The following is a 24,732-nucleotide window of genomic DNA, read 5'->3' on the forward strand; positions in this document are numbered from 1 at the left end:
GAGTGACCTGTGGGAACCCATCGCAAGGCCCTGCGCACGACCGCCGTGGGGGCGGTCTCCGCGACCCTGATCGCCGGCGGTGTCCTCGGGTTCGCCCCGGCCGCCCAGGCCGCCGCGAACGGCGTCCGGTTCGTCGACATCACCGGCGACGGCGGCACGACGCTCAAGGCGAACGTCGTCACGCCCGCGGGCGCCGACGGCGCGCACCGCTACCCGCTGCTCGTCATGCCCACGAGCTGGGGCTTCCCCCAGGTCCAGTACCTGGCCCAGGCCCAGAAGCTCGCGGACTCCGGCTATGTCGTGGTGGCCTACAACGTCCGGGGGTTCTGGCAGTCCGGCGGCGGGATAGAAGTGGCGGGGCCGCCCGACGTGGCCGACGCGTCCAAGGTGATCGACTGGGCGCTCGCCAACACCCCGTCCGACGCCGGGCACATCGGCATGGCGGGCGTGTCGTACGGCGCCGGCATCAGCCTGCTGGCGGCCGCGCACGACAGCCGGATCAGGGCGGTCGCCTCGCTGAGCGGCTGGGCCGACCTGATCGACTCGATCTACTCGGGCCGCACCGAGCACTCCCAGGCGACCGCCCTCCTGGACGGCGTCGGCCAGGTCACCGGCCGCCCGAGCGCGGAGACCAGCCAGGTCTTCAAGGACTTCTTCGCCGGCGACCCGTCCAAGGAACAGGAACTGATCGACTGGGGGAAGGAACGTTCCGCCGCGACCTATGTCGACCAGATCAACAAGAACGGCGCGGCGATCATGCTCGCCAACGCCTGGGGCGACACGATCTTCCCGCCGAACCAGATCGCCGACTTCTACAACCGGCTGACCGGCCCCAAGCGCCTCGAACTGCGCCCCGGCGACCACGCCACCGCCGAACTGACCGGACTGTTCGGGCTGCCCAACGACGTGTGGACGGACACCGGGCGCTGGTTCGACCACTATCTCAAGGGCGCGGACAACGGGATCGACCGCGAGCGGCCCGTGGAGCTCAAGTCCCGTACCGCGGGCGGCTACGAGGGCTATCCGGACTGGAAGTCGGTCGGCGCCACCCGGCGGAAGATCGACCTCGCCGGCACGGCCACCGTGCACGCGAACATCGACTCGGGCGCGGACGGCGGGACCGTCTTCCTGTCCAGCATCCTCGACCAGGTCGCCCAGCTGCCACCGGTCACCTCGATCCCGCTGCTCCCCCGCCGCTGGGCCGCCGTCTGGCAGTCCGGGCGGTACACCGGCACGCAACAGGTGCGCGGCACGGCCCGGTTGCACACCACCCTCACCCCCACCGCGGAGAGCGGCACCCTGATCGCCTACCTCTACGACGTGGGGCCGCTCGGCCTCGGCAGGCTGGTCACGAACGCGCCGTACACCTGGCACGGCAAGACGCCCGGCAAAGCGTTCGACGTGGACCTGGACCTGTTCTCCACGGCCTACGACGTCCCCGCGGGGCACCGGCTCGCGCTGGTGGTCGACACGGTGGACCCGCTCTACATCGAGCACAACCCGTCCGGCGCGCAGCTGACCTTCTCCTCGCCGGTGGACGACCCGTCGTACGTGTCCGTTCCGCTGCGCGAGCAGTGATCTCCGGCTGCCGCCGGCCGGGCCTGGCCCTTTGGCTGCTGCCCCTACGGCAGCAGCGTCCCTGGTTCGGCCGGGGCCACCTCGGCGGCCCCGGTCCTGGGACTGTGCCGCTCCCGCCTGGCCACCCAGCCGGCGAACCACGAGAGCAACATGCACATCCCGATGTAGATCGGCGAGATCACCATCACCACGGGGATGAAGGGCAAATCGTAGTCGAGGTTGGATGCGATCAGTTTCCCGGCATGGAGGAACTCCTCGTAGGTGATGAGATAGCCCAGCGAGGTGTCCTTCAGGGCCACCACGAGCTGGCTGATGACGGCGGGCAGCATGGCCCGGACGGCCTGGGGCGCCAGGACGTACGACATGACCTGCGTCTTGCGCATGCCGAGCGCGAACGCGGCCTCCTGCTGGCCGCGTTCGACGCTGTTCACCCCGGAGCGGAAGACCTCGGCGAGCACCGAGCCGTTGTAGAGGGTGAGACCGGCGACCAGGGCGGGCAGGGGCTGGACCTTCAGCGCCACGAAGACGAAGAAGATCATCACCAGGACCGGCATGGCGCGGAAGAACTCCACGACGACGGTGGCGAGCAGACGCACCGGCCGGTGCTCGGAGAGCCGTCCGGTGGCCAGCAGTCCGCCCAGCGCCAGGGAGAGCACGGCCGCCGTCGCGAAGGCCTTCAGCGTGTTGCCGAGGCCGCGCAGGAGGAGCTCCTGGATCCCCTCGTAGGCGAAGGGCATCCACTTCGTGGACGTGAACTGGCCGGCCGCGAAGAGGAGATGGACGATCCAGGCGAGCAGGGCCAGGATGACGGCGGTCGCGAGGACGCCGTATGCCGTGTGCCGCCTCCTGGTGACCGGTCCCGGGATGTCGTAGAGCGCGGTGGTCTCGGTCATCGGGCCACTCCCCATCTGCGCTCCATCAGGTGGAACAGGGCGCTGATGGCGAGGGTGAGGACCAGGTAGCCGACGGCGATCCAGAGGAACGTCCAGACGATGTTGTAGCCGAGTTCGCTCAGCGTCCGGTAGGTGCCGAGGAGTTCGGTGACGCTGAAGGCGCCCGCGATCGCGGAGTTCTTGGCGAGCGCGATGAGGGTGGAGCCGACCGGCGGGATCACCGACCGGAACGCCTGGGGCAGGATCACCAGCCGGAGGGTCTGCCCGAAGGTCATGCCCAGGCTGCGGGCCGCCTCGCCCTGTCCCCTGGGCACGGTGTTGATGCCGGAGCGCAGCGCCTCGCAGACGAAGGCGGAGGTGTAGCAGCCGAGGGCGAGGACCGCGAACACCTGGAAGGGCAGGACCAGTCCGAAGCGGGGCAGGCCGAGCAGCACCGCGAAGAACAGGAGGGTGAGCGGGGTGTTGCGGAGCACGGTGACCCAGGCCGTGCCGAAGGCGCGCAGGGAGCCGACGGGCGCGACCCGGAAGGACGCCATGACGAAGCCGAGGAGCAGGGCCAGCGCCGAGGAGTAGACGGTCAGTTCGAGGGTGCCGAGGAAACCCTCGGCGTAGGTGCCGAAGTTGTCGGTCAGTACGTTCATGCCGTCCTCGCTCAGCTCGCCGGATAGCGGTCGATCGGGGGCGGCGTGGGGGCGGGTACGCCGGACAGGCCGAGCGTCGCCTCGTACGCCTTCTTCCAGTCGCCGTTCTTCTCACGTGCCTCCAATGCGTCGTCCATCGCGAAGCGCAGGGCGGTGTCGCCGCGGGGGACGCCGATGCCGTACGGCTCCTTGGAGAAGGGCTTGCCGACGACCTTGAGTTCGCCGGGGGCCTTCGCCGCGTAGCCGATGAGGATGGCGTCGTCGGTGGTGACGGCGTCGACCTGGTAGGTGAGCAGGTTGTCGACGCAGACGGAGTAGGTGTCGTAGGCGACGAGGACCGCTTTCGGGTAGTCGGCCCTGATCCGCTGGTACGGCGTGGAGCCGGCCGCCGAGCAGACGCGCTTGCCGGCGAGGTCCTGGGGGCCGTGGATGTCGTTCTCGTCGTGGCGGACGAGGAGGGACTGGCCCGCCATGTAGTACGGGCCGGCGAAGCCGACCAGCTTCCTGCGGTTGTCGTTGATGGTGTAGGTGCCGACGTAGTAGTCGATCTGGCCGTTCTGCAGGGCGGTCTCGCGGTTGGCGGAGGCGATGGTGCGGAAGCGGATGGTCTCGGGGGCGAGGCCGAGGGAGGCGGAGATCATCCTGGCGATCTCGATGTCGAAGCCCGAGTAGACGCCGGTGGCCGGGTCCCGCTCGCCGAGGTAGGGCTGGTCCTCCTTGGCGCCGACGACGAAGTGACCGCGCTTCTTCGCCCGGGTCCAGGTCGGGGAGGCCGGCAGCCGGAAGCCCTGGGCGACCTGGTAGTCGGGGAGTGTGCCGGCCGCGGGGCCCTTCCGCGGCGGGCTGCCCTCCTTGCCGCAGCCGGCGGCACCGAACACGGCACCGGCGCCGCTGATCAGCGCGGTGAACAGGGCCAGGGCGGCGGGCGCGCGGGCCGCGGGCACGCGGGCCGCGGGCACGCGGGCCGCGGGCACGCGGGCCGCGGGCACGCGGGCCGCGGGCACGCGGGCCGCGGGCACGCGGGCCGCGGGCACGCGACGGGCGGGCACACGGGTGGTACGGACCATGGGTGGTGCTCCCCGCTCAGTGCTTGAGGATCTTGGAAAGGAAGTCCCTGGCGCGCTCGCTGCGCGGGGCGGTGAAGAACTCCTCCGGGGTGCGGTCCTCGACGATGCGGCCGTCGGCCATGAAGACGACCCGGTGGGCGGCGGAGCGGGCGAAGCCCATCTCGTGGGTGACGACGACCATGGTCATGCCGTCCCGGGCGAGTTGCCGCATGACCTCCAGGACCTCGTTGATCATCTCGGGGTCGAGGGCGGAGGTCGGTTCGTCGAAGAGGAGGGCCTTGGGTTCCATGGCGAGGGCGCGGGCGATGGCGACGCGCTGCTGCTGGCCGCCGGAGAGCTGTGCGGGGTACTTCGCGGTGTGCGCCGACAGGCCGACGCGGTCGAGGAGTTCACGCGAGCGCCGGTCGGCCTGTTCCTTCGGGCGCCGGCGGACCTTGACCTGGGCGAGGGAGACGTTCTGCAGGACCGTCTTGTGGGCGAACAGGTTGAAGGACTGGAAGACCATGCCGACCTCGGCGCGGAGCTTCGCGAGGGCCTTGCCCTCCTGGGGCAGCGGCCGGCCGTCCAGCGTGATGGTCCCGGACTCGATGGTCTCCAGGCGGTTGATCGTCCGGCACAGTGTCGACTTTCCCGACCCCGAGGGGCCGATGACGACGACCACCTCGCCCTTGCCGACGGTGAGATCGATGTCCTGGAGGACATGGAGCTCGCCGTAGTACTTGTTGACGTCCCGCAGTTCGATCAGAGGATCGACGGCCATCCGCAGCCCTACCCGCTCTCAGCTGTGTCGTGGTTGCCGCAAACTATCCAGCCGGGAGTGGGCTTGAGGCACGACACGCACTTTTCGGGCATTAGCCGTATTTATGCCATCCTTATCGCAGTTCGTCGTCGACCTGTTCATCCAGAACTCCGCATCGCGGTTCAGGCCTCGGCGACCTCCGCGTAGAGCTGGGAGAGTTCGGGAACCCCGCTCGCGGCCCAGTCGTGACCGGCCTCGACGACCTCGAACTCCCGCCCGGACGACAGCCGTACGACCGGCTCGCCGTCCGCCCGGATCTCCCACTCCGCGCCGGTCACGGTCCGGATCAGGACGGTGCCCAGGTACAGGCCGGCGTCGGTGCCGAGCCAGGTCAGGGTCTCCTCGTCGTCCCGCCAGCGCGGGAGCAACTGGTCGAGGGCCTCCAGCGAGGCCGGGGTGTCGTCGAGCGCGACACCCTCCTCGGCCGCCTGGGCGCGCAGGAGCTCGCACTCGGCGAGCAGATCGGGGTCGGCGTGGTGGGGGACGTCACCGGTCTTGCCGTGCCTGTTGCCCAGAAAGGGGATGTTCATGGCTCCAGGTTGACACTCACACCTCCAGGTCCACCACCACCGGAGCATGATCGGAAGCGCCCTTTCCCTTGCGCTCCTCGCGGTCGACGTAGGCGTCCTGCACGGCTTTACCGAATGCTTCGTTGCCGTACACCAGATCGATGCGCATGCCGCGGTTCTTGGGGAAGGCGAGCTGGCGGTAGTCCCAGTAGGTGTAGGGGCGGTCGTACTTCAGCGGGCGTGGGACGACATCGGTCAGGCCGGTCTCGCGCAGGGCGGTGAGGGCGGCGCGCTCGGCCGGGGTGACATGGGTGAGGCCCTCGAACGCGGCCACGTCGAAGACGTCGTCGTCCGCCGGCGCCACGTTGTAGTCACCGAGCACCGCGAAGGGGCGGCTGCCGCCCGCGTCCCCGGCGACGGCGGCCTTCAGTGCCTCGAACCACTGGAGCTTGTAGGCGTAGTGCGGGTGGTCGACCTCGCGCCCGTTGGGCACGTACACCGACCAGACCCGGACCGGCCCGCAGGTCGCCGAGATCGCGCGGGGCTCCACGCTGCCGTCGTAGCCGGGATCGCCGGGCAGTCCCTTGACGACGTCTTCCAGGCCGACCTTCGACAGCACCGCCACGCCGTTCCACCGGCCGGTGGCGTGCACCGCCGCCTCGTAGCCCAGCTCGCGCAGCTGCTCGAACGGGAACTGCGCCTCGGCGACCTTGGCCTCCTGGAGGCAGAGCACGTCGGTGCCGCTGCTCTCCAGCCAGGCGAGGAGCCTCGGCAGGCGGGCGGTGATCGAGTTCACGTTCCAGGTCGCGATGCGCATGCTCCACAACCTACCGGGCGCCTCTGACAACCGGCCCTCGGACGTCCGCCCCCGAACCTCGCCGCCCCGAACCTCCTGCCCCGCCTCTCCTCCGGCTCCGCCTCTCCTGCGGCCTCAGACGTCCGCCGAGGCGCCCGGCGCCAGCCGCTGGTGGTCCGTGCCGCCCAGGGCACCGATCTGGCGGTCGTAGATCGGCCGGGCCAGGTCGGTGAGCAGGGCGTCGTGGATGTCGTAGGCGCGCTGCGGCCTCACCTCGCGCACGTAGTCGATGACCTCGGAGATCTTGTTCCAGGGCGCCATCACGGGAAGCATCAGCGTCTCGACGGGGTGGCCGGGGACGGTGAGGGCGTCGCCGGGGTGGAAGACCCGGCCGCCGTCGATCAGGTAGCCGACGTTGGTGATGCGCGGGATGTCCGGGTGGATCACCGCGTGCAGCTCGCCGTGCACCTGGACGTCGAAGCCCGCGGCGGTGAAGGTGTCGCCGTGGCCGACGGTGTGCACCCGGCCCGGGAAGGCCGCGGCGAGCTGGTCGGCGACGGACTTCAGGGTCCAGATCTCGGCGCCGGGGTTCGCGTCCAGGGCGGCCCGCAGCCGGCCCTCGTCGAAGTGGTCGGCGTGCTCGTGGGTGATCAGGATCGCCTCGGCGCCGACGGCCGCGTCCTGCTCGCTGAACCCGCCGGGGTCGAGGACGAGCGTGCGCCCGTCCTTCTCCAGGCGCACGCACGCGTGGGACTTCTTGGTGAGCTTCATGGTCACCATCCTGCCCCCGGCCCGTCCCGCGGTCCGCGGGGACTCCCCGGTCCCCACCGGTCGCTCAGCCCTCGGGGGTGGTCTCCTCGCGGATGACCTGCTGGGCAACCCGGAACGCGCTGTTGGCGGCCGGTACGCCGCAGTACACCGCCGCCTGGAGCAGCACTTCCTTGATCTCGGCCGGGGTGAGGCCGTTGCGCAGCGCGGCCCGGACGTGGAAGCCCAGCTCCTCCAGATGGCCGCCCGCGACCAGGGCGGTGAGCGTGACACAGCTGCGCGAGCGCCGGTCGAGGCCCGGCCGGTCCCAGATCTCGCCCCACGCGTAGCGGGTGACGAACTCCTGGAAGTCCCCGGAGAACTCGTCGGCCTGCGCCAGTGCCCGGTCCACGTGCGCGTCCCCGAGCACCTCCCGGCGGACCTTCAGCCCCGCCTCGTAGGGGTCGGGCCGCCCGAACGGCTGCGGTGCCACGACGGCCGGGGCGATCTCGGCGATCGGCGCGACCTGGGGAGCGACCTGGGGCGCGACCTGCGGGACGGCCTGGGGCGCGGCGGGCAGCACCGGCTTGACCGGCGCGGCCGGGATGGCGATCTGGCCGGTGGTCGAGTCGTAGGCGGGCTGCCACGCGGTGGAGAAGTGCCGCACCAGCAGGTCGGTGACGGCGGCGGGCTGCTCGACCGGGACCAGGTGGGAGGCGCCGGGTACGACCGCGAGCCGGGCGTCCGGGATCCCGGCGACCAGGGTGCGGGCCTCGGCGGGGCCGGTGACCTGGTCGTCGGAGCCGACCAGGACGAGCGTCGGTACGCCGACGCGGGCGATCTCGTGCCGCACGTCGAAGCCGGCCAGCGCCTCGCAGGCGGCGATGTAGCAGCCGGGGTCGGTGGTGCGGACCATCTGGACGGCCCACTCGGTGATCGCGGGCTGGGCGGCGGCGAACCCGCCGGTGAACCAGCGCTCGGGCGAGGTCCGGGCGATCGGGTCGAGGCCGTTCGTCCGTACGATCACGCCGCGCTGCCGGAACTCGTCCGGCGTCCCGAACCGGGGCGAGGTGGCGACCAGCGCCAGCGAGGCGATCCGCTCCGGGTGCCGCAGCGCCAGCTCGACGCCGACGGCCCCGCCCAGCGCGCAGCCCGCGTAGCCGAAGCGCTGTACGCCGAAGGAGTCCAGCGTGGCCAGCAGCCGCGCGGTCAGCTCGGCCACCGAACCGGCGGGGTGCGCCGGGGCACCGCCGTGCCCGGGCAGGTCGTAGCGGAAGACCCGCCACTGCTGGACCAGCTCCGGGATCTGGCGGTCCCACATGTGCCAGGTGGTGCCCAGGGACGGGCCCAGAACCAGCACGGGGGCCTCCTCCGGCCCGTCGAAGCGGTATTGCAGGGTGTAGGACGTACTCTCACTCACCCGACTCACGCTCCCACATCCCACGGTTCCCCTATGCCGGGGGGTGTGAAGGGACGGGCCGGATCGGGTGAACGACCTCTCGACATCTCGGGCGACGAAGCGTTCGAGCCCCCGTCCCACCTCGCGTCGGGCTCCGATCCCGGCCGAGCACAACAGCCCACGAAGGCGAACGGCGCGATCAGGGGCCGCCGCCGGCAAGGGCGCCGACGTCGTCGGGTACCTCGCCGCCGGCCATCAGCAGCGCTGATATTGACAGGCTCGTACCAACGAGTTGGTGTCCACGCCCGCCAGGTGTCCGAGATTTCTGGGACGAAACGACTCCCGCACCGAGATGCAAAGCCAGCGGTGTTCGGGCCCTCGTGGACGATCGCTTGCGGTGGGATGTCGAGTCGACGTGTGGCGCCTGTGGATTCGAGGTCGCCGTGTGTGGTGGGCCTGGCCAAGGCGGGCGCCGCAGGCGCGGGCAGCGTCCAGGCCCTCGTTGGTGCCCTGCACGATGAGTTCGCGGAGGCAGCCGCCGTGGTCGCATGGTGCACGTGGTGGACAGCCTCGCAACCCTCCCGGCGCTGCTCCGCGCGGCGGCCGGTGTGGGTCGTCACGTCAGTCGGCGGGCGAACTGCGCCGGTGTCGCATGGTATTGCTTCTTGAAAGAGCGGATGAAGTGGCTGCTGTCGGTGAAATGCCAGAGCGCGGCGGCCTCGGAGACGCTGAGCCGTGATCCGGCGGCGGTGAGCGTCGCGGCCGCTTCTTCGAGGCGTCGGCGGCGGATGTAGGCGCTGAACGACTCGTCCAGACTCGCGAAGGCCCGCTGCAAGGTACGGACGGAGACGTGCAGTTGCGCCGCTATCGCGGCCGGCGACAACTCGGCGTCGGTGAGCCGCGCATCGGCCAGGTCCTTGGCCGCCTGCGCCAGCGCCGGGGTGAAGGTGGGCTCGCGGTCGTCGAAGTGGTCGAGGACCAGCCCCTTGGCCAGTTCGAGCAGGGCGTTGCGGGAGGCGTGCGCTGCCGCCGGGCTGAGGTCGCTCACGGTCCGCTGCACCATGCTGGTGTGTGCCATGAGGATCTGCGCCGCGGGCGAGGCGGCCCGGCCGGTGCGCGGTTTCCCGGCGACCAGGGGCCGCAGGGCGTCGCCGGGAAAGATGAAGATGCGGGTGCCGATCACGGGCGTGGTGTGGAAGTGGTTCTCCGTCACGACATGGTGCATGAAGTAGGTGCCGGCCGAGACGTACGCGTCACCGCCCTGATCGTGCGGGTCCTGCAGGGCCACCGCGCCACGCATCCCGACGTACAACCTGATCTCATCGTGCTCGTACGTCCCGACTGCCCGGGTGCTCACGGGTGAGGATCCCCAGAGCTCGTTGACGGCGGTGTCCTCCAGGGCCACCGAGCGCATCATTCCCTGGAAGCCGTCGACCGTGGAAGCGCTGAATTCCGGCAGCGGGTACAGGTCTCCCATACGGTCGTTCCAGGTGTCGATGAACGGCTCCCACGTTCCCCGACCGGTGCCGGTGGAGTCCGCGTCGACGGCGAACGTGCCTACCTTGCCGGCCGGGCCGAGGAATCGCGGCCTGCTCGTCATGTGCCCTCCACCCGATGAGGATGTCGCCGGAATCCCATCCGGTGTCGCGAAGGTACACGCTTTCGACGCACGGCCGTTCCTACGCTCGGTTTCGCTTCAACTCCCCACAACGATCCTTCACTTGCCGGGTGTACCCGGCGCCACAGACCCAAGCCTTGCTTCGGGTTCGAAGCGATGTGCCACGACCTCTCGGGCGAAAGCAGAAAAGACCATGAAGGCAGTGCGTTTCCATCAGTACGGCGATCCCGACGTCCTGCGCTACGAGGACGCGGAGCAGCCGGTTCCCGGCGCCGGGCAGGTACGGGTCCGTGTTGCGGCGACGTCGTTCAACCCCGTCGACGCCAACATCCGCGCCGGCTTCATGCAGGGACCGATCCCTGTGACGCTGCCGCACACACCCGGTATCGACGTCGCCGGCACGGTCGACGCGCTCGGCGGGGGCGTGACCGGCATCCAGGTCGGGGACCAGGTCATCGGCTTCCTGCCGATGGCGGGACCCGGCGCCGCCGCGGAGTACGTCCTGGCACCGGCCGAGGCCCTGACGCCGGCACCCAAGAGCGTCGAGCTGCCCGACGCGGCCGCGCTGCCGCTGGTGGGCCTGACCGCGTGGCAGGCGCTGTTCGAGCACGCCAAGCTGACCGCCGGGCAGCGCGTGCTGATCAACGGCGCGGGCGGAGCGGTCGGCGGCTACGCCGTGCAGTTGGCCAAGGAGGCCGGCGCCCACGTGATCGCCACGGCCGGCCCGCACAGCAGTCGGCGCGTCACGGCGGCGGGTGCGGACGAGGTCGTCGACCACACGGCCGCCGACGTCGTCGCGGCGGTGAGCCGGCCGGTCGACGTCGTGCTCAACCTCGCGCCGGTCGAACCGGCACAGCTGGCCGCACTCCTCGGCCTGATCCGCCCCGGCGGTGTCCTGGTGAACACCACCGTGTGGATGCCCGCACCCACCGACGAGGAGCGCGGCGTACGGGGCGTCGACCTGTTCGTCCGCAGCGACGCGGAGCAGCTGTCGCACCTGGTGGAGCTGGTCGACCGCGGCGAGCTGCGCGTCGAGGTCGCCCGGAAAGTGCCGCTGGCCGAGCTGCCGGCCCTGCACGCCGACGCCGCCGCGGGCGCACTGCCCAGCGGCAAGGTCGTCGTCACGCCCGGCGCCTGACGCCCACCCGACCGACCTTCGAGGAGGCGACCACGATGATCCCCGACGACGATCCGTCCCGCTCGCTGACCGTGGCGAACCCCGACGCCCCCGGCACGACGTACATCTCACTGGTGGGCAACACCTACGGAATGCTGGTCACCGGCGAGCAGACCGACGGCCGGTACTGCCTGATCGACATGCACGTCCCCGACGGCGGCGGCCCGCCGCCGCACCGGCACGACTTCGAGGAGATGTTCACGATCCTCGAAGGCGAGATCGAGTTCACCTTCCGCGGCGAAAAGCACACCGTACGGGCCGGGTCCACGATCAACATCCCTGCCAACGCACCGCACAACTTCCGCAACGCTTCGGGGGCGCCGGCCCGCATGCTGTGCATGTGCACCCCCGCCGGCCAGGACGAGTACTTCACGCGCATCGGCGATGTCGTCGCGGGCAAGGACGCGCCGCCGCCTCGGCTGTCGGAGGACGAACTCGCGGAACGCCGCCGCCGCGCGGCCGAGTTGGCCTCGGCCTACCGAAGCGAGTTCCTGTAGCCCGCAGGGCCGACAAGCCCGGCACCTGTCTACCGACGGCCGACGACCAGCGAGCCCGGACCGTTTCCGAGAGGTCGACGTGATCCCGGGATCGGCCAGCCCCGGTCCCGCTTCGGGCGCGCAAACGGGCGGGTACGCAAAGGGTCGATCGCCTTGACGAAGCGATCGACCTCTTCCAGCACTTCATGAACCACCGCGGCCAGCTTAGCCCGAGCCCAGTCGCCGCAAACCTCCCCAGCACGCTGTCAGCACTCCAGCAGCTTCGGGGTATCCGGTGAACACAGGTTCACCCACCGGCTCCAGTCGCACGGAAGACGGTTTACCAGCACCATGGCCCGACAGCTGGGCAGGGAACGCGTGCCGATCGCGATGGCTCCGGGAGTGCCGGAGGTGAGGAATTCGCCGGGGGCAGGCAGCTGTCGCCGGCGATCACCGCACCAGGGCAGAGACGACAGCGCACACGGAGCGCGCGGCGTCCAGCGGCTCCTGCATGCCGGCCGCCGTGCAGGCGAAGCCGGTGCCCCGCGAACCGGCGCACCACGTCATGCCGAAGGAATGCGAAACTCGAATTCGGGACGGTCCCACGGCACGACGGGCGGGTTCGCGAACGCGGTCCCCGTCCGCACCGCACCGACGCGGTGGTAGAAGTCCTCGGCAGGAACGTGCGACACGACCTTGACACGGTCGAGCCCGGCGGCGCGCGCCTCGGACTGCATGTGCGCGACGAGCAGCCGTCCAATACCCCGTCCTTGCACTTCGTCGGCGACGAACAGCAGGTCGAGCTCCGGTGGAGCGAGGACGAGCGAGTAGAACCCGAGGACCCGGCCTCCGTGCTCGTCGGCGCCGACGGCCACAAAGGCACGGTGGGTCTCGATGTAATCGGGACCGACCCGGTAGCCCGCGACTGCGGCTGCGTACTTACCCTCGTAGGCGCCCGAGCCACGCACGAGCCGCGTGAGCCGTTTGGCATCCCGCGCGACGGCCCTCCGTATCGTGATCGGCTGGCTGACCGGGGAAGTGCGTGAACTCATCGGGAGAGTATTTCGCACCGGGCATTGCCTTCGTGCGGCGGGTCGGCTGCTCGCGCGTGCGTTCCTGCACCGCTCCGGGGAACCACTCGCCCAGGACCCGATCGACCACGTCACTGCCGCCGAATCGGTCGCCCACCGGCAGCACCGGACCCGAGCCCCTGCCGAGCCGGTACAGGATGATCTCGGGTCGGCCGTCAGGCGGATCCTCCTCGACCTGTTCGCCGGCCCGGCGGCTGGAGCCACGCCCTCACCGCCCGCGCGACCCGCCCCCCTGGCACCCGAGGCGGCCGCAGCTGCCCTCTTGTCTCAGGGCCGGGGCCGGGCCCGGGGCAGCGGGCAGCGGGCAGCGGGCAGCGGGCAGACGAGACGGATGCCGACCTGAGCGCCAGTACGTCTTCGGCGGCGGGGCGTATCGAGCGCTCGCCGGATCACGCAGGCAATGGATCACTCTGCCCCGCTCTCCGGGTAACGTCAGGGTATGAGTCATCCACACCCCGACCTGAAAGCCGCCCCGCCCCTTCCCGAAGGAGGGCTGCGGGTCGTCGCCCTGGGCGGCCTGGGTGAGATCGGCCGCAACATGACCGTCTTCGAGCACGCCGGCAAGCTGCTCGTCGTCGACTGCGGCGTGCTGTTCCCCGAGGAGACCCAGCCCGGCGTGGACGTGATCCTGCCGGACTTCACCTCGATCCGGGACCGGCTGGACGACATCGTCGCCGTGGTCCTCACCCACGGCCACGAGGACCACATCGGCGGCGTGCCGTACCTGCTGCGCGAACGGTCCGACATTCCCGTCGTCGGCTCCAAGCTGACGCTGGCGTTCCTGGAGGCCAAGCTCAAGGAGCACGGCATCCGGCCGCGCACGGTGCGGGTGCGGGAGGGCGACCGGCGCGGCCTCGGACCCTTCGACTGCGAGTTCGTGGCGGTCAACCACTCCATCCCCGACAGCCTCGCGGTCGCGATCCGCACCCGGGCCGGGATGGTGCTGCACACCGGCGACTTCAAGATGGACCAGTTCCCGCTCGACGACCGCATCACCGATCTGCGCGCCTTCGCCCGCCTCGGTGAGGAGGGCGTGGACCTGTTCCTCACCGACTCCACCAACGCCGAAGTACCCGGCTTCACCACCTCCGAGCGAGACCTGAACCCGGCGATCGAGCAGGTGATGCGCACTGCGCCGCGCCGGGTCATCGTCTCCAGCTTCGCCAGCCACGTGCACCGCATCCAGCAGGTCCTGGACGCCGCCCACCAGCACGGCCGCAAGGTCGCCTTCGTCGGCCGGTCGATGGTCCGCAACATGGGCATCGCCCGTGACCTGGGCTATCTGAAGGTCCCCTCCGGTCTGGTCGTGAGCACGAAGGAGCTGGAGAAGCTCCCGGACCACAAGATCACTCTGGTGTGCACCGGCTCCCAGGGCGAACCGATGGCCGCGCTGTCACGGATGGCCAACCGCGACCACATGATCCGCATCGGCAAGGGCGACACCGTCCTGCTCGCCAGCTCCCTCATCCCCGGCAACGAGAACGCCATCTACCGGGTGATCAACGGGCTCACCCGGTGGGGCGCCCACGTGGTCCACAAGGGCAATGCCAAGGTGCACGTCTCCGGGCACGCCAGCGCCGGCGAACTCGTCTACTGCTACAACATCGTCAAGCCCCGCAACGTCATGCCCGTGCACGGCGAATGGCGCCACCTGCGGGCCAACGCCGACCTCGCCATCCGTACCGGCGTCGACCCCGAACGGGTCGTCATCGCCGAGGACGGCGTCGTCGTCGACCTGGTGGACGGGCGCGCGTCCATCACCGGCAAGGTCCCCGCCGGCAACGTCTACGTGGACGGCATGGAAGTCGGCGGCGCCACCGAAGCGTCCCTCAAGGACCGCCTCACCCTCGCCGCCGAAGGCGTGGTCACGGTGGTGGCGATCGTCGACGCAGACACCGGCGCCCTCGCCGAGCCCCCCGACTTCCTGGCCCGCGGCTTCGTCCACGACGACGCCACCTTCGAGCCGGTCATTCCCGTCATCGAAAAGACCCTGGCCACCGCGGCCGAGGAAGGCGTCGGGGACGCGCACCAACTCGAACAACTCGTCGCTCGCGCCGTGGCGAACTGGGCGTTCCGCACCCACCGCCGCAGGCCCCTCATCATCCCCGTCATCATCGACGCCTGAGCCACAGCCCGGCAGCACGGTCCCCGGTTCCGGCCGTGGCCCCGCCGCCATCGAGGTCGGGCACGCCCGGACCGGTCGGTGGCGAAGCCGCCGGGCCCGACGAGGCGGATCCCCTCGCCGCGGGCGGCCGACAGGTCCGCGAGGGAGTCGGTGTTGCGGGCGACGGCCCTCTCGCCGCGCTCCAGGGCCGCCTGCGCGAACATGCGGCCGAAGCCGCGGGAGGGACCGGTGGCACAGCGGCGGTGCACCCCGCCCAGATGTTGCACCAGACCGGACAGCGTCCTGTCGGGGCTTCGGCACCTGCACGTAGCGGCTGGGCACGTAGGCGACCGCTGCCGGGAACGCGTCCGGCTGTGCGTCGATCAGCCGCAGCAGGACGGAGAACGAAGGTCCGTGCCACGCGGATGCCTACCGTCATGCCGGACACCCGCAGTCGATTTTCACAGCGGTACAGCAGGCGAGCCCGCCGGCTACGCCCCGCCCGCGACGGGCGCACGGGCATGCGCACGTCGCGGGCCACCGCACGGGACGCGCGAGTGGACAGCGCGGGTGCCGGTGAAGCGTTCAGATCCCGGGACTCATCGACTCAGCCGCCGCTCTTGCGCCTGAACGACCGCTGGCTCGCAGCCGGGCCGTGCGCCGAACGCACCTTCGACGCATCGGACTTGGCGGCAGTGTCAGCGGCGTCCGCCTGCGCACCGCGCTTGCGCGCCAGGGCTTCGCGGAACTTGCGCTTGAGGTCGTAGTTGCCGTCGCTGTCCGGCTCCAGAGGGGACGTCTCGGGGGCAGCCGGCTCCGAACCTTCCGTAGATACGGGCTCTGCGGTCATGGTGACCTCCTGGGTTCGGGGGTGGGCAAGGACAGCTTGTCATGCTGGGCGCAGTGCGAGGCGCCGGCAACGTCATCCTGCTCCGATTCGGCGGGTGTCCCTCTCGCGGCCAGAGGCGTTCGCTTCGTAGGCAAGGCGCACAGGACGGCTGCGGGCCGGGCCGAGGGTGGTCGATCCCGTGGCGAGGCTGCCAGGGCAACGGCTCTCAGCCGTTGCGACGCACGAGGGCGGCCTTGCGGGCCTCGGCGAGCTTGCGGGCCTCGCCCGCCTTTCGGGACTTGCCGCCGGCGCCGCGGGAGGTGTCCTTGCTGGTGCCGAGGCCGCGGAAGGGAGCGTTGGTGTTCTTGGGCCGGGGGACGGCGGGCCCGCCGTCGAGCGGGATCCCGGAGGGAGCCTTGGCGCCGGTGATCCGGCTCAGCTCCGCCTCGCCCGAGCGCACCTTGGTGACGGTCGGCTCGATGCCTGCCTCGGCCATCATGCGGCTCGTCTCACGGCGCTGGCCCGCCAGCACGAGCGTGACCACGCTGCCGGCCTCACCGGCGCGGGCGGTGCGGCCCGCCCGGTGCACATAGTCCTTGGCGTCGGTGGGCGGGTCGACGTTGACCACGAGATCGAGGTCGTCGACGTGCAGGCCACGGGCCGCGACATTGGTCGCCACCAGAACGGTGATCTGGCCGTTCCTGAACTGCGCCAGGGTCCGTGTGCGCTGTGGCTGGGACTTACCGCTGTGCAGGGCCCCGGCATTCACCCCGCTGGCCCGCAGATGCCGGGTGAGCTGGTCGACGGCGTGCTTGGTGTCGAGGAACAGCAGTACGCGGCCGTCGCGGGCGGCGATCTCCGTGGCGACGGCGTAGCGGTCAGGGCCGTGGACGACCAGAACGTGGTGCTCCATCGTCGCGACCGTGCCCGCGGCCGGGTCGACCGAGTGGACGACGGGGTCGTGGAGGTAGCGGCGGACCAGCTGATCGACGTCGCGATCGAGAGTGGCCGAGAAGAGCATCCGCTGACCGTCGGGGTGCACCTGGTCGAGCACGTCGGCAACCTGCGGCAGGAATCCCAGGTCGCACATCTGGTCGGCCTCGTCCAGCACGGTGATTCTCACCCGTCCCAGACGGCAGGCGTTGCGCTCGATCAGGTCGTGCAGGCGTCCGGGGGTGGCGACGACCACCTCGGCTCCCTCGCGCAGCGCGGCGACCTGCCGGCCGATCGACATGCCGCCGACGACCGTGGCCATCCGCAGCCGCAGTGCCTCGGCGTACGGCGCCAGCGCCTGGGTGACCTGTTGGGCCAGCTCCCGGGTGGGCACAAGGATCAGAGCGAGGGGCTGCTTCGGCTCGCCGCGCCGACCGGCTGTACGTGTCAGCAGCGGCAGGCCGAAGGCGAGCGTCTTGCCCGATCCGGTGCGCCCGCGTCCCAGGACGTCGCGCCCCTCCAGGGCATCGGGCAGTGTGGCGGCCTGGATCGGGAAGGGTTCGCGCACCCCGAGTTCGCTCAGTGTCCGCAGCACCTCCCTCGGCAGTTCCAGACCGGCGAAGGAGGCGGCCAGGGGCAGCGCCGGGGTCGTTGCCCCGGGCTGGGCGGGACCGCTGTGAGCGATGCCGGAGTCATGGGGATGCTTCATGAACAGCCTTCCGCAAGGGAACGTACCGAGGAAGGCCCGGCAGGTGTGAACAGCCCACGCACAGGCCGAACCGAACAGGCAGAATCGCCCACCGCGACGACCACGCGAACGGGTGAGACTAACACATGGCATTACCTCGCGCCGCTGATACCGATCGCCCCCGTGTACGGGTGCCGGCGGCGGGTCGGCCTGGAACAACCGTTCTCCTTGAAGAACGGCCCCACCCCACGGGCGAGCTGTCGAGCCACCCGTCAAGCCTTACGAGCAGAGCTCCGGGCGGGGCAGCAGGCCCCTGCCACGCGCTGCACGGGCACACCACCGGATCCCGGCCGGGTGCAGGGCAGAACGTCGACGGCTCGACCCGCATCGGGCACACATCCTGAAAGCCCGCGCCGCACCCCGGCCACGGGTGCCCAGCCGCGCCGCCATCGCGTCGGCCAGTCGCCGCACCGGCGCCGTGCCGCGCGGACCGAGCCGCAAGGGCTCCGGCTCACCGGCATCCGGGGCGGTATCGGCCAGGCCGTGCTCGGCCGTGTTCATCCATGCGCAAGGACCAGTTTCTGCGTCCCGGTGACCGTGTGGTCAGCGGTCTTTGTAAAGCGGACGACCAGGACGTGCTTGCGATCGGCCGGCGCGGTCACCGAGAACGGCTTACCGTCGTTCAGGCCGGGCGCCTTGAAGTCCACCCGGGACCCAAAGGCTCCGCCGGCCATCTCGCAACCTCGGGCCACGGTAAGCCCGAATGGATCATGGTCATGACCGGTGGACTCGACCTCGTAGTCGACTTTCCTGTTGTCAGGTCGGGTCCCGGTCCCGACGTTCATGGTGACCCACGCGTGGACCGGAACGTCCGAGCAGACGGCGACGTCACTGTCTGCTTGAGGATCCGGATCGCCGTGGCCGTAGACGGGCGTCACCGCCAGGGCCACGCCCCCGAGCACGGCGACCCCGGCAGCGGTGGCAGCAGCGATGGCGAACCGGCGCGTGCGAAAAAGCGAGAACATGAACCCTCCCGGCATGTAGCTGTCGGCGACGAGCCGCCTGCCGCACGTGGCCGAACGCTGCAGCTTGGTGGCTCCCATCGGCGGGTGTGCCCGACCGCATTCCGGAACCTGTCCCGACGATCCGGGTTCCGGCACGCGAGTGCACTGGGCACGCCCCGCGAGGTAGGTGACGTCACGGATGTGGTGCCGGGTTCCAGTACCCACTGGCCGCCGGACGCACCCGGCGATGACCTCGGCATCAGCGGTCGGCGAAAACAACACCCGTGCTCGCACTGATCGCGTGCGCGGATCCGGCGGGGGCCACCTCTGTGCCGGCAGCCAGCGAGTGGATCGCCGGCGCCCCACCGCACATCCTGGAACAGGAACCGCCGTCATCAGCGACGCGATGCACACCCAGCGAGCACGCCGCCACGGCCGCTCGCAGATCCGCCGGACCAAGGCCGCCACCATGAACAGCTTCCTCTTCCCCGGAGCCCGCCAGGCCGTCCGGATCAAGCGTCGCCGCACCGACCGCAAGACCGGCGGGACCACCGTCAAGGCGGTCTACGCCGTCACCAGCCTGACCGCCGAGCGGTCCACCAGGGCCCAGCTCGCCGAACTCGCCCGCGACCACGGGAAGTTCGAGGCCCTGCACCATGTCCGCGACACCGCGTCCGCAGCGGCCAAGCCCGCTACCAGAACGATCCCATTCCCGTGCGTTCGACCCTGCCCGCTCAGGTCACCCTGCTGAGGAATCCCGCTCAGGTGTCCGGAGATCGCGACGGAACCACGGCCAGGCGTCTTTGAGGTAGAGGCCGAATGGTATCCACCAGACAAGGTCGTTGGTCGAGACGAGGACGACCGAGTCCACCGGCCATTTTCCCGTGACGATCAGCCAGAGCAGGCCGATGGGACCGAGGACCTTGCCGGTCATCCCGACCGCCGCGATGAGCCAACCGCGGGCCGGAACGCGGGCCACCTCCAGATACAGGATTCCGTACAGTCCGAGGACCATGCCGAGCGTCGCGAAGATCTGCGGGGTGTTCGACGCGGCCATGCCGGTGAGGTGGAAGAACCACTGCGGGTTGTACACGGCGTAACAGCCCCATGCGATGTTGTATATCCCCGCCGCGACGAAGGTCGTCCGGTGCAGCCGTACGGACTTCACTCGGCGGCCCCGCTCTGCGGCAGCCCAGGCGTGCGTGGGCCCACCCCGGGTGCGTGCCACGGCCAGCGCGCCGGCGGGCACGGAAATCCGATGACGGCGTACGCGTCGCGTGTCGCCGAGACGAAGGTGCCCACGGCGAGTGCCGACAGGCCCAGTCGCAGCCACGACGGCACCGGCGCCACATCGATGGCCAGCCTGCTCGGCAGGCGCCGCCAGTGCAGGATCACCGGGATGAGATGGGCCGGAATCGCCCCGTAGACGATCGCCGTGATCGTGTGGGTGACACGCTCGCCGGGCAGCAGTCCGCCCATCGGTTTGCGCACCTGGTCCTCGACCATGAAGTCGGCCGGGGTGATCGAGATCTCGCACAGGAGCAGCGCGGTGAGGACGACCGCCCATGCGCCCCGCCACGCGATCCACGGCAGAGTGCCCAACACCGCGACGTGGATGAAGCTGCGTCCCGCGTGCAGTTTCATTTCCGGTTGCAGGCCGGGCAGGTGCGCCGGCAGCCGGCCGCGGATCTCGTGGAAGCAGACGGTGTCAAAGCCGCCCAGCAGGCCCAGTACAGCCAGCAGCCACAGAGCGTCAGCCATCGATGTACTCCTCGATATGGCCGGTGCGGTAAAGCCGCAGGCCCGTCAACGGCGCCCGTATGCACACCCTCGGACGAAACCGCGGCGCTCCCGTGCCATCGCCCTGCTCGCTGCGGGCCGACGCGGACGCCTGCGGTGCGAGCCGGGCAGGAAGGCGCAGCCGATGTCGGCCCAGGCACAGCGCCGCACCATCGGGGGCCCATCGAAGCTCAGTGTCGTCGGCAAGCAACCGCATGCGCAGTTCAAACGGACCGAAACGCTCTTGGACGCGTTCCGCGTCGCGCGAGTGACGGCCCACCAGGCTTGTCACCCGCCGCCGCCCGATCTGCCGGATCCGCCTCTCCTCCCGGCCTTGCCCCGGACCCCGTCCGGGGTCGCGGCACGATCCGGCGGCAGATGCCGATCTCAGGTCACTGGTACGCCGGTACTCGATTTCACGCGGCTGGCAGTCGCGCAGTACTTCTACCGGAACCGGTATGCACGCCGCCGTCGCCGGTGGTCGCATCAGCCTGCCGACCACCCGGTTTGTCCACCGCTCCCCGCGCTGGACGTCGAAAACACCGCGACCGCGGACGCTGTGGTCACCGAGGTGGAACCGGAGAACCCCATCGGACCGCTCCTTCACCACGCCTCCCGGTGGCCTCGGCCAAGGGTACTCACCCTCCTCGGCGACGCCACGCACCTGATGTCCCCGTTCTCCGGCACGGGCGCCGGCCTCGCCCACACGCGACGGAGCCGGGAAGGCCCTCACGCACACGACCCAGAACCACTGTGGCTACGGCGAATCCTTCCGGGAGCGGTGCGGCCCGGGAGGGCGAGTCGGCTTCTGCAGTTGCGACCACGATGCGCTGGTCCGGTTCCTGCGGGATCGGCAGGGTCTGCGGGGTCGGGCACACCGGGCCGAGCAGCGGGGGGGGGTGCATCCGGTAGGTCGCGAAGTCCCACTTCTTGACCTTGTGTTCGGACGACATCGCGGCGAATTCCGGGCTCCTCATGGTCAGTTCGCCGATGAGGGCGGCCAGGTCCGGGTCCTCCGCCCCTGGAACACCACGCGCGGTGGTGTGCGGGCGCCCGCCCCGGATGTGCAGCGCTGTCGGGCTCGAAGTGTCCGGCGAACAGCGCGTGCCCGATGCGGTTCCAGGCCAGTACGTCGCTGCGGCGGCCCAACACGACCGCAGCGGCGTCACCGAAGGCAGGCTATCGAACCCCGCGCCGAGGAACGACACGGACGCGATCCTCACCCTCGGCCGACGGGACTTCCGGGCCGTACGCCCGTCGGGCCGTCACACGGCGTTCCGGGTACTCCCCGACGGCCTCCCGCTCTGACGCGGGGATCCTCCGCGGTCAAGTGCCGGCACCACAAGGCCGGGTCCTCACCTGCGCCGGCTGCTCCCACCGCGTACGGACCGCCGTGCCCGCCCATGACGCCGGGCCGCTCGACGCCCGTTGAGCGCTCTGCGGCGCCGTCCTCATGTCAGTCGGCGCAGGTCTTCCAGGTAGCGCAGGACGGCGGCGACCCGCCGGTCCACCTGGTCGGCGGGGGACAGGTCGAGCTTGGCGAAGATGCTGCGGATGTGTTTGTGGACGGCGCCGTCGGTGACGACGAGCCGTTCGGCGATGGCGCCGTTGCCCAGTCCCTCGGCCATCAGCGCGAGGACGTCCCGTTCGCGTGGGCTGAGGCGTTCGAGGCGGGTGTCCTGGCGGGAGCGGGTGAAGAGCTGGGCGACGACCTCGGGGTCGATGGCGGTGCCTCCGGACGCCACCCGGTGCAGCGCGTCGAGGAACTCCTCGACGCGGCCGACCCGTTCCTTGAGCAGATAGCCGAGGCCGCCGACGCCGGCGCCGAGCAGTTCGGTCGCGAAGCTCTGCTCGACGTACGCGGACAGCACCAGGACGGCGAGGTCGGGGCGGCGGCGCCGGGCCTCGACCGCCGCGACGATCCCCTCGTCGGTGTGGGTCGGCGGCATCCGTACGTCGAGGATGGCGACGTCCGGTCTGTGTGTGTCGATGGCGTCCAGTGCCTCGTCGGGGGTGCCCGCGGTGGCCACCACGTCGAGCCCCTCGGCGCGCAGCAGCAGGGCGAGCCCCTCGCGCAGCAACGGGTCGTCCTCGGCTATCACGAGGCGCAGTTCACGATCCACAGGGAAGATCCACCTTCAAGGTTGTCGGGCCGCCGGGCGGGCTGGACAGAGAGAGGGCGCCGTCGTGCGCCGCGATCCGGCGGCGGATGCCGGTGAGGCCGGAGCCGCCGGCCTCTCCCCCAGTGCCAATAGCCTGGGAGGTGCCCCCAGCCCCGCCCCGGCCGTCGTCCTCGACGCACAGGTGGAGACGGCCCCCGCGGGCGCGGACGGTCACCGCGGCCTGCCCGGCGGCGCTGTGCTTGGCGATGTTGGTCAGGGCCTCGGCGACGACGAAGTAGGCGGTCGCCTCGACGGAGGCGGCACACCGCTCGGGTACGTCCACGTCGACGCGGCAGGGCACCGCGCACTCCGCAGCCAGCCCGGACAGCGCTCCGGCGAGCCCGCGGTCGTCCAGCACCGGGGGCAGGATGCTCCGGGAGACCGTACGCAGCTCGGACAGGGCCTGCTCGGCGGCGGACTGGGCGCGTTCGAGGAGTTCGTCGGCTCCGGCCGGGTCGCGGGCCACCATGCGGCGGGCGGCACCGAGCAGGACGGTGACGCTGACGATCCGGTTCTGGGTGCCGTCGTGCAACGAGCGCTCGATGCGGCGCAGTTCGGTGGCGTGGGCGTCGAGGGCGGCCGCACGGGTGGCGGTGAGCTCCGCGACCCGCAAGGAGAGATCGGTGTCGGGGCCGGCGGCGAGGAGCCGGCGTCCTGGCCCGGCCTGCAGACGCGCCATGCCAGGGGCGAGCCCCAGGATGATCGCGATCCAGCCCACGCCCAGCAGGGCGACGGCGAGGGCGTCCGGCCAGGAGTGCGCGTGGCCGATCCCCACGGACGAGGCGGTCGTGTCCGTGGGCAGGAGCTTCCAGTACAGCGGAAAGGCGCTGTCCCGCACGGCGGAGACCGGCAGGACGACGCCGAGCAGCCCCAGCAGGAACCCCAGGGTGGCGTGCCGGACCAGCCAGCGCAGCTCCCGCCGGGTGGTCGGGTCGACGAGTGCGGCCCGCAGCTGCGTCGGCGGAGGCTCGGGGGCGACGACCTCGGGGCCCCGGCGGCCGAGCCGTTCGCGCTCCCGTCCGGCCAGGGAGTGCAGGGCGCTCAGCACGGCGGGCACCATGAGCAGCCCCACGCCGACCAGGCTCATCACGGCGGTCACGGCCAGCCAGAGAAGCACGAGAACGGCCAGGAACGCGGTACTGAGTCCGGATGCGAGCTGCGCGATCGCGATGCCGGCGGCGCTCAGGGCCCGTACGACGTTGTCCTTGAGCCCCGTACTCCGGTCACCGGCCGCGGCGTCCTGGTGGATGGCCATACGCCTTCCCTTCGTCGCGAAGGACCTTATGCCGGAGGCCTGTTCGCCGTCAGCCCGGGGGCGGAGGAGTACAGCCTGCTGTACCTCGAACCGGGCGGGCTACGGGATCGGCCGAGGGGGGCCGCGATCCATAGCGTCGGTGACGACAGCCGACCTCGGGAGGAAGCCCCCATGCCGAACAACGACCCCTACCGCCTGACCGGTGCCGACGCAGCACCCGGCGCACCGTCGCCCGCCCTCGCCCGCGGGGAGATCGCCCGCTCGCTGCTCTGGATCCTGGTGGTGATCAGCGCGGTCGCCAACATGGCGGCCTCCTACGGCGAAGCGAACACCTGGGTGCACCTGGCCTGCGGCGCGGTCACCGTGCTCTGCGGCGGAATCCTCGTCGTACGCAACCTGCGGGGCCGTCGATGAGCCCCGTCTTCGCCCGCGCCTCCCGCCCGGCCCCGACCGGGGATCACCCGGCTGCGCCGGCCATCGTGCTGGACCGGGTCGGCAAGGAGTACCCGGGAGGCGTACGCGCCCTCGACGAGGTGTCGCTGACCGTGGAACGCGGCACGTTCCTCGCCGTGATGGGCCCCTCGGGCTCCGGCAAGAGCACACTGATGCACTGCGCCGCGGGGCTTGACTCCCCGACCTCGGGCAGTATCCGTATCGACGGTCACGAGATCGCCGGGCTGAACGAGACCCGCCGCACCGAACTGCGCCGCGAGCGCATCGGGTTCGTGTTCCAGGCCTACAACCTGATTCCCTCCCTCACCATCGAGGACAACATCACGCTGCCCCTGCGGCTCGCGGGACGCACCCCGGACCGCGACTGGCTCCGCACCCTGGTCGAGCGGGTCGGGCTGGCCGACCGGCTCACCCACCGCCCGGCCGAGCTCTCCGGCGGACAGCAGCAACGGGCGGCCGTCGTACGGGCATTGGTGGCCAGGCCGGCCGTCGTGTTCGCCGACGAGCCGACCGGCGCGCTGGATCTGCGCAGCGCCCACGAGGTCCTGGACCTGCTGCGGGATCTCGTGCGTGAGCTGCGCCAGACGGTGGTGATGGTCACCCACGACCCGGCCGCCGCGGCGCGGGCGCACCACGTGCTGGTGATGGCCGACGGCCGGGTGGTCGATGCCCTGGAGGCTCCCTCCGCCCCCCAACTGGCCGAACGTCTGGTTGCGTTGGGAGAGGTCTGAGTC

At 70.9% G+C, this 24,732-nt stretch carries 26 protein-coding genes and 2 pseudogenes; 8 read left to right on the top strand and 20 right to left on the bottom strand.

Features of this window, described 5'->3' with window-relative positions; genetic code table 11:
- The first annotated feature begins 9 nt into the window (after positions 1–9).
- On the top strand, positions 10–1,578 hold the full coding sequence (locus ACIQVL_RS09225; RefSeq protein WP_403474898.1) for an alpha/beta fold hydrolase: 1,569 nt from the start codon (positions 10–12) through the stop codon (positions 1,576–1,578).
- A gap of 44 nt (positions 1,579–1,622) precedes the next feature.
- On the opposite strand, the gene ACIQVL_RS09230 is transcribed toward ACIQVL_RS09225, so the two are convergent.
- From ACIQVL_RS09230 to ACIQVL_RS09270, 9 genes are all read right to left on the bottom strand, one after another.
- Positions 1,623–2,471, bottom strand: coding sequence for an amino acid ABC transporter permease (locus ACIQVL_RS09230; RefSeq protein WP_403444832.1), 849 nt, complete (start codon positions 2,469–2,471; stop codon positions 1,623–1,625).
- The gene (locus ACIQVL_RS09235) at positions 2,468–3,112 is read right to left on the bottom strand and encodes an amino acid ABC transporter permease (RefSeq protein WP_403444835.1); all 645 of its coding nucleotides are present in this window, start codon (positions 3,110–3,112) and stop codon (positions 2,468–2,470) included. The genes ACIQVL_RS09230 and ACIQVL_RS09235 overlap by 4 nt, the downstream gene beginning before the upstream one ends.
- A gap of 11 nt (positions 3,113–3,123) precedes the next feature.
- Entirely contained in the window at positions 3,124–4,179 is a 1,056-nt protein-coding gene (locus ACIQVL_RS09240) for a glutamate ABC transporter substrate-binding protein (RefSeq protein ID WP_403474899.1), read from the bottom strand.
- Between the two features lie 16 nt (positions 4,180–4,195).
- Positions 4,196–4,939, bottom strand: a complete 744-nt coding sequence (locus ACIQVL_RS09245) for an amino acid ABC transporter ATP-binding protein (protein WP_403474900.1) — start codon at positions 4,937–4,939, stop codon at positions 4,196–4,198.
- A gap of 161 nt (positions 4,940–5,100) precedes the next feature.
- The gene (locus ACIQVL_RS09250; protein ID WP_403444844.1) at positions 5,101–5,508 is read right to left on the bottom strand and encodes a DUF6278 family protein; all 408 of its coding nucleotides are present in this window, start codon (positions 5,506–5,508) and stop codon (positions 5,101–5,103) included.
- Between the two features lie 16 nt (positions 5,509–5,524).
- On the bottom strand, positions 5,525–6,304 hold the full coding sequence (locus ACIQVL_RS09255) for an exodeoxyribonuclease III (protein ID WP_403444847.1): 780 nt from the start codon (positions 6,302–6,304) through the stop codon (positions 5,525–5,527).
- 114 nt (positions 6,305–6,418) lie between these two features.
- Entirely contained in the window at positions 6,419–7,054 is a 636-nt protein-coding gene (locus ACIQVL_RS09260; protein WP_403444850.1) for an MBL fold metallo-hydrolase, read from the bottom strand.
- A gap of 64 nt (positions 7,055–7,118) precedes the next feature.
- On the bottom strand, positions 7,119–8,450 hold the full coding sequence (gene pcaC / locus ACIQVL_RS09265) for a 4-carboxymuconolactone decarboxylase (protein WP_403474901.1): 1,332 nt from the start codon (positions 8,448–8,450) through the stop codon (positions 7,119–7,121).
- 595 nt (positions 8,451–9,045) lie between these two features.
- Positions 9,046–10,029 carry a helix-turn-helix domain-containing protein gene (locus ACIQVL_RS09270; protein WP_403474902.1) on the bottom strand — a complete coding sequence of 328 codons (984 nt, stop codon included), beginning with the start codon at positions 10,027–10,029 and terminating at the stop codon, positions 9,046–9,048.
- A gap of 211 nt (positions 10,030–10,240) precedes the next feature.
- On the opposite strand from ACIQVL_RS09270, the gene ACIQVL_RS09275 reads away from it, so the two are divergent.
- The gene (locus ACIQVL_RS09275; protein WP_403429836.1) at positions 10,241–11,185 is read left to right on the top strand and encodes an NADP-dependent oxidoreductase; all 945 of its coding nucleotides are present in this window, start codon (positions 10,241–10,243) and stop codon (positions 11,183–11,185) included.
- Between the two features lie 35 nt (positions 11,186–11,220).
- On the top strand, positions 11,221–11,721 hold the full coding sequence (locus tag ACIQVL_RS09280) for a cupin domain-containing protein (RefSeq protein ID WP_403429837.1): 501 nt from the start codon (positions 11,221–11,223) through the stop codon (positions 11,719–11,721).
- 542 nt (positions 11,722–12,263) lie between these two features.
- Here ACIQVL_RS09280 and ACIQVL_RS09285 read toward each other — a convergent pair.
- Positions 12,264–12,752: a GNAT family N-acetyltransferase gene (locus ACIQVL_RS09285; RefSeq protein ID WP_403429838.1), complete on the bottom strand. Its 489-nt coding sequence runs from the start codon at positions 12,750–12,752 to the stop codon at positions 12,264–12,266.
- Between the two features lie 478 nt (positions 12,753–13,230).
- On the opposite strand from ACIQVL_RS09285, the gene ACIQVL_RS09290 reads away from it, so the two are divergent.
- Complete coding sequence (locus tag ACIQVL_RS09290) at positions 13,231–14,916, top strand: ribonuclease J (protein WP_403429840.1); 1,686 nt, start codon at positions 13,231–13,233, stop codon at positions 14,914–14,916.
- Between the two features lie 586 nt (positions 14,917–15,502).
- Here ACIQVL_RS09290 and ACIQVL_RS09295 read toward each other — a convergent pair.
- From ACIQVL_RS09295 to ACIQVL_RS09305, 3 genes are all read right to left on the bottom strand, one after another.
- Complete coding sequence (locus tag ACIQVL_RS09295; RefSeq protein WP_358980388.1) at positions 15,503–15,745, bottom strand: DUF5302 domain-containing protein; 243 nt, start codon at positions 15,743–15,745, stop codon at positions 15,503–15,505.
- A 205-nt stretch (positions 15,746–15,950) separates the two neighbouring features.
- Positions 15,951–17,366: a DEAD/DEAH box helicase gene (locus ACIQVL_RS09300; RefSeq protein ID WP_403474903.1), complete on the bottom strand. Its 1,416-nt coding sequence runs from the start codon at positions 17,364–17,366 to the stop codon at positions 15,951–15,953.
- 536 nt (positions 17,367–17,902) lie between these two features.
- Positions 17,903–18,448 carry a hypothetical protein gene (locus ACIQVL_RS09305; protein WP_403474904.1) on the bottom strand — a complete coding sequence of 182 codons (546 nt, stop codon included), beginning with the start codon at positions 18,446–18,448 and terminating at the stop codon, positions 17,903–17,905.
- 307 nt (positions 18,449–18,755) lie between these two features.
- Between ACIQVL_RS09305 and ACIQVL_RS09310 the strand changes: the two genes are divergently transcribed.
- Positions 18,756–19,100, top strand: a complete 345-nt coding sequence (locus tag ACIQVL_RS09310; RefSeq protein WP_403474905.1) for a hypothetical protein — start codon at positions 18,756–18,758, stop codon at positions 19,098–19,100.
- Here ACIQVL_RS09310 and ACIQVL_RS09315 read toward each other — a convergent pair.
- The 5 genes and pseudogenes from ACIQVL_RS09315 to ACIQVL_RS09335 all read right to left on the bottom strand — a co-directional run.
- Positions 19,089–19,442: a hypothetical protein gene (locus tag ACIQVL_RS09315; protein ID WP_403474906.1), complete on the bottom strand. Its 354-nt coding sequence runs from the start codon at positions 19,440–19,442 to the stop codon at positions 19,089–19,091. The two genes, ACIQVL_RS09310 and ACIQVL_RS09315, sit on opposite strands and share 12 nt — an antisense overlap.
- 71 nt (positions 19,443–19,513) lie before the next feature.
- Entirely contained in the window at positions 19,514–20,110 is a 597-nt protein-coding gene (locus ACIQVL_RS09320; protein ID WP_403474907.1) for a hypothetical protein, read from the bottom strand.
- Positions 20,103–20,615 carry a DUF4166 domain-containing protein gene (locus ACIQVL_RS09325; protein WP_403475216.1) on the bottom strand — a complete coding sequence of 171 codons (513 nt, stop codon included), beginning with the start codon at positions 20,613–20,615 and terminating at the stop codon, positions 20,103–20,105. Before ACIQVL_RS09325 ends, ACIQVL_RS09320 begins: the two co-directional genes overlap by 8 nt.
- Before the next feature lie 151 nt (positions 20,616–20,766).
- A complete protein-coding gene (locus tag ACIQVL_RS09330) occupies positions 20,767–21,105 on the bottom strand; it encodes a hypothetical protein (RefSeq protein WP_403474908.1) in 339 nt (112 codons plus the stop codon).
- A 124-nt stretch (positions 21,106–21,229) separates the two neighbouring features.
- Positions 21,230–21,280 (bottom strand): annotated as a pseudogene (locus ACIQVL_RS09335) (hypothetical protein); the annotation flags it as partial.
- 51 nt (positions 21,281–21,331) lie between these two features.
- Between ACIQVL_RS09335 and ACIQVL_RS09340 the strand changes: the two are divergent.
- Positions 21,332–21,436: pseudogene (locus tag ACIQVL_RS09340) on the top strand (VapC toxin family PIN domain ribonuclease); the annotation flags it as partial.
- Positions 21,437–21,579: 143 nt separating this feature from the next.
- Here ACIQVL_RS09340 and ACIQVL_RS09345 read toward each other — a convergent pair.
- Together ACIQVL_RS09345 and ACIQVL_RS09350 are read right to left on the bottom strand one after the other, a co-directional pair.
- Positions 21,580–22,239, bottom strand: a complete 660-nt coding sequence (locus ACIQVL_RS09345; RefSeq protein ID WP_403430569.1) for a response regulator transcription factor — start codon at positions 22,237–22,239, stop codon at positions 21,580–21,582.
- Position 22,240: 1 nt separating this feature from the next.
- Positions 22,241–23,545, bottom strand: coding sequence for a sensor histidine kinase (locus ACIQVL_RS09350; protein ID WP_403474909.1), 1,305 nt, complete (start codon positions 23,543–23,545; stop codon positions 22,241–22,243).
- A 171-nt stretch (positions 23,546–23,716) separates the two neighbouring features.
- Between ACIQVL_RS09350 and ACIQVL_RS09355 the strand changes: the two genes are divergently transcribed.
- Both ACIQVL_RS09355 and ACIQVL_RS09360 read left to right on the top strand, forming a co-directional pair.
- Complete coding sequence (locus tag ACIQVL_RS09355) at positions 23,717–23,959, top strand: hypothetical protein (RefSeq protein ID WP_403474910.1); 243 nt, start codon at positions 23,717–23,719, stop codon at positions 23,957–23,959.
- Complete coding sequence (locus tag ACIQVL_RS09360; RefSeq protein WP_403429856.1) at positions 23,956–24,729, top strand: ABC transporter ATP-binding protein; 774 nt, start codon at positions 23,956–23,958, stop codon at positions 24,727–24,729. The genes ACIQVL_RS09355 and ACIQVL_RS09360 overlap by 4 nt, the downstream gene beginning before the upstream one ends.
- Positions 24,730–24,732: the final 3 nt, after the last annotated feature.

This window comes from Streptomyces sp. NPDC090499 (genome assembly GCF_044769305.1).
Classification (GTDB): domain Bacteria; phylum Actinomycetota; class Actinomycetes; order Streptomycetales; family Streptomycetaceae; genus Streptomyces.

Coding starts and splice junctions, on each gene's coding strand:
- ACIQVL_RS09230 (WP_403444832.1), bottom strand. CDS start 2,471: ATGACCGAGACCACCGCGCTCTACGACATCCCGGGACCGGTCACCAGG.
- ACIQVL_RS09235 (WP_403444835.1), bottom strand. CDS start 3,112: ATGAACGTACTGACCGACAACTTCGGCACCTACGCCGAGGGTTTCCTC.
- ACIQVL_RS09240 (WP_403474899.1), bottom strand. CDS start 4,179: ATGGTCCGTACCACCCGTGTGCCCGCCCGTCGCGTGCCCGCGGCCCGC.
- ACIQVL_RS09245 (WP_403474900.1), bottom strand. CDS start 4,939: ATGGCCGTCGATCCTCTGATCGAACTGCGGGACGTCAACAAGTACTAC.
- ACIQVL_RS09250 (WP_403444844.1), bottom strand. CDS start 5,508: ATGAACATCCCCTTTCTGGGCAACAGGCACGGCAAGACCGGTGACGTC.
- ACIQVL_RS09255 (WP_403444847.1), bottom strand. CDS start 6,304: ATGCGCATCGCGACCTGGAACGTGAACTCGATCACCGCCCGCCTGCCG.
- ACIQVL_RS09260 (WP_403444850.1), bottom strand. CDS start 7,054: ATGAAGCTCACCAAGAAGTCCCACGCGTGCGTGCGCCTGGAGAAGGAC.
- ACIQVL_RS09270 (WP_403474902.1), bottom strand. CDS start 10,029: ATGACGAGCAGGCCGCGATTCCTCGGCCCGGCCGGCAAGGTAGGCACG.
- ACIQVL_RS09275 (WP_403429836.1), top strand. CDS start 10,241: ATGAAGGCAGTGCGTTTCCATCAGTACGGCGATCCCGACGTCCTGCGC.
- ACIQVL_RS09280 (WP_403429837.1), top strand. CDS start 11,221: ATGATCCCCGACGACGATCCGTCCCGCTCGCTGACCGTGGCGAACCCC.
- ACIQVL_RS09285 (WP_403429838.1), bottom strand. CDS start 12,752: ATGAGTTCACGCACTTCCCCGGTCAGCCAGCCGATCACGATACGGAGG.
- ACIQVL_RS09290 (WP_403429840.1), top strand. CDS start 13,231: ATGAGTCATCCACACCCCGACCTGAAAGCCGCCCCGCCCCTTCCCGAA.
- ACIQVL_RS09295 (WP_358980388.1), bottom strand. CDS start 15,745: ATGACCGCAGAGCCCGTATCTACGGAAGGTTCGGAGCCGGCTGCCCCC.
- ACIQVL_RS09300 (WP_403474903.1), bottom strand. CDS start 17,366: ATGAAGCATCCCCATGACTCCGGCATCGCTCACAGCGGTCCCGCCCAG.
- ACIQVL_RS09305 (WP_403474904.1), bottom strand. CDS start 18,448: ATGGGAGCCACCAAGCTGCAGCGTTCGGCCACGTGCGGCAGGCGGCTC.
- ACIQVL_RS09310 (WP_403474905.1), top strand. CDS start 18,756: ATGCACACCCAGCGAGCACGCCGCCACGGCCGCTCGCAGATCCGCCGG.
- ACIQVL_RS09320 (WP_403474907.1), bottom strand. CDS start 20,110: ATGGCTGACGCTCTGTGGCTGCTGGCTGTACTGGGCCTGCTGGGCGGC.
- ACIQVL_RS09325 (WP_403475216.1), bottom strand. CDS start 20,615: ATGCGACCACCGGCGACGGCGGCGTGCATACCGGTTCCGGTAGAAGTA.
- ACIQVL_RS09330 (WP_403474908.1), bottom strand. CDS start 21,105: ATGAGGAGCCCGGAATTCGCCGCGATGTCGTCCGAACACAAGGTCAAG.
- ACIQVL_RS09350 (WP_403474909.1), bottom strand. CDS start 23,545: ATGGCCATCCACCAGGACGCCGCGGCCGGTGACCGGAGTACGGGGCTC.
- ACIQVL_RS09355 (WP_403474910.1), top strand. CDS start 23,717: ATGCCGAACAACGACCCCTACCGCCTGACCGGTGCCGACGCAGCACCC.
- ACIQVL_RS09360 (WP_403429856.1), top strand. CDS start 23,956: ATGAGCCCCGTCTTCGCCCGCGCCTCCCGCCCGGCCCCGACCGGGGAT.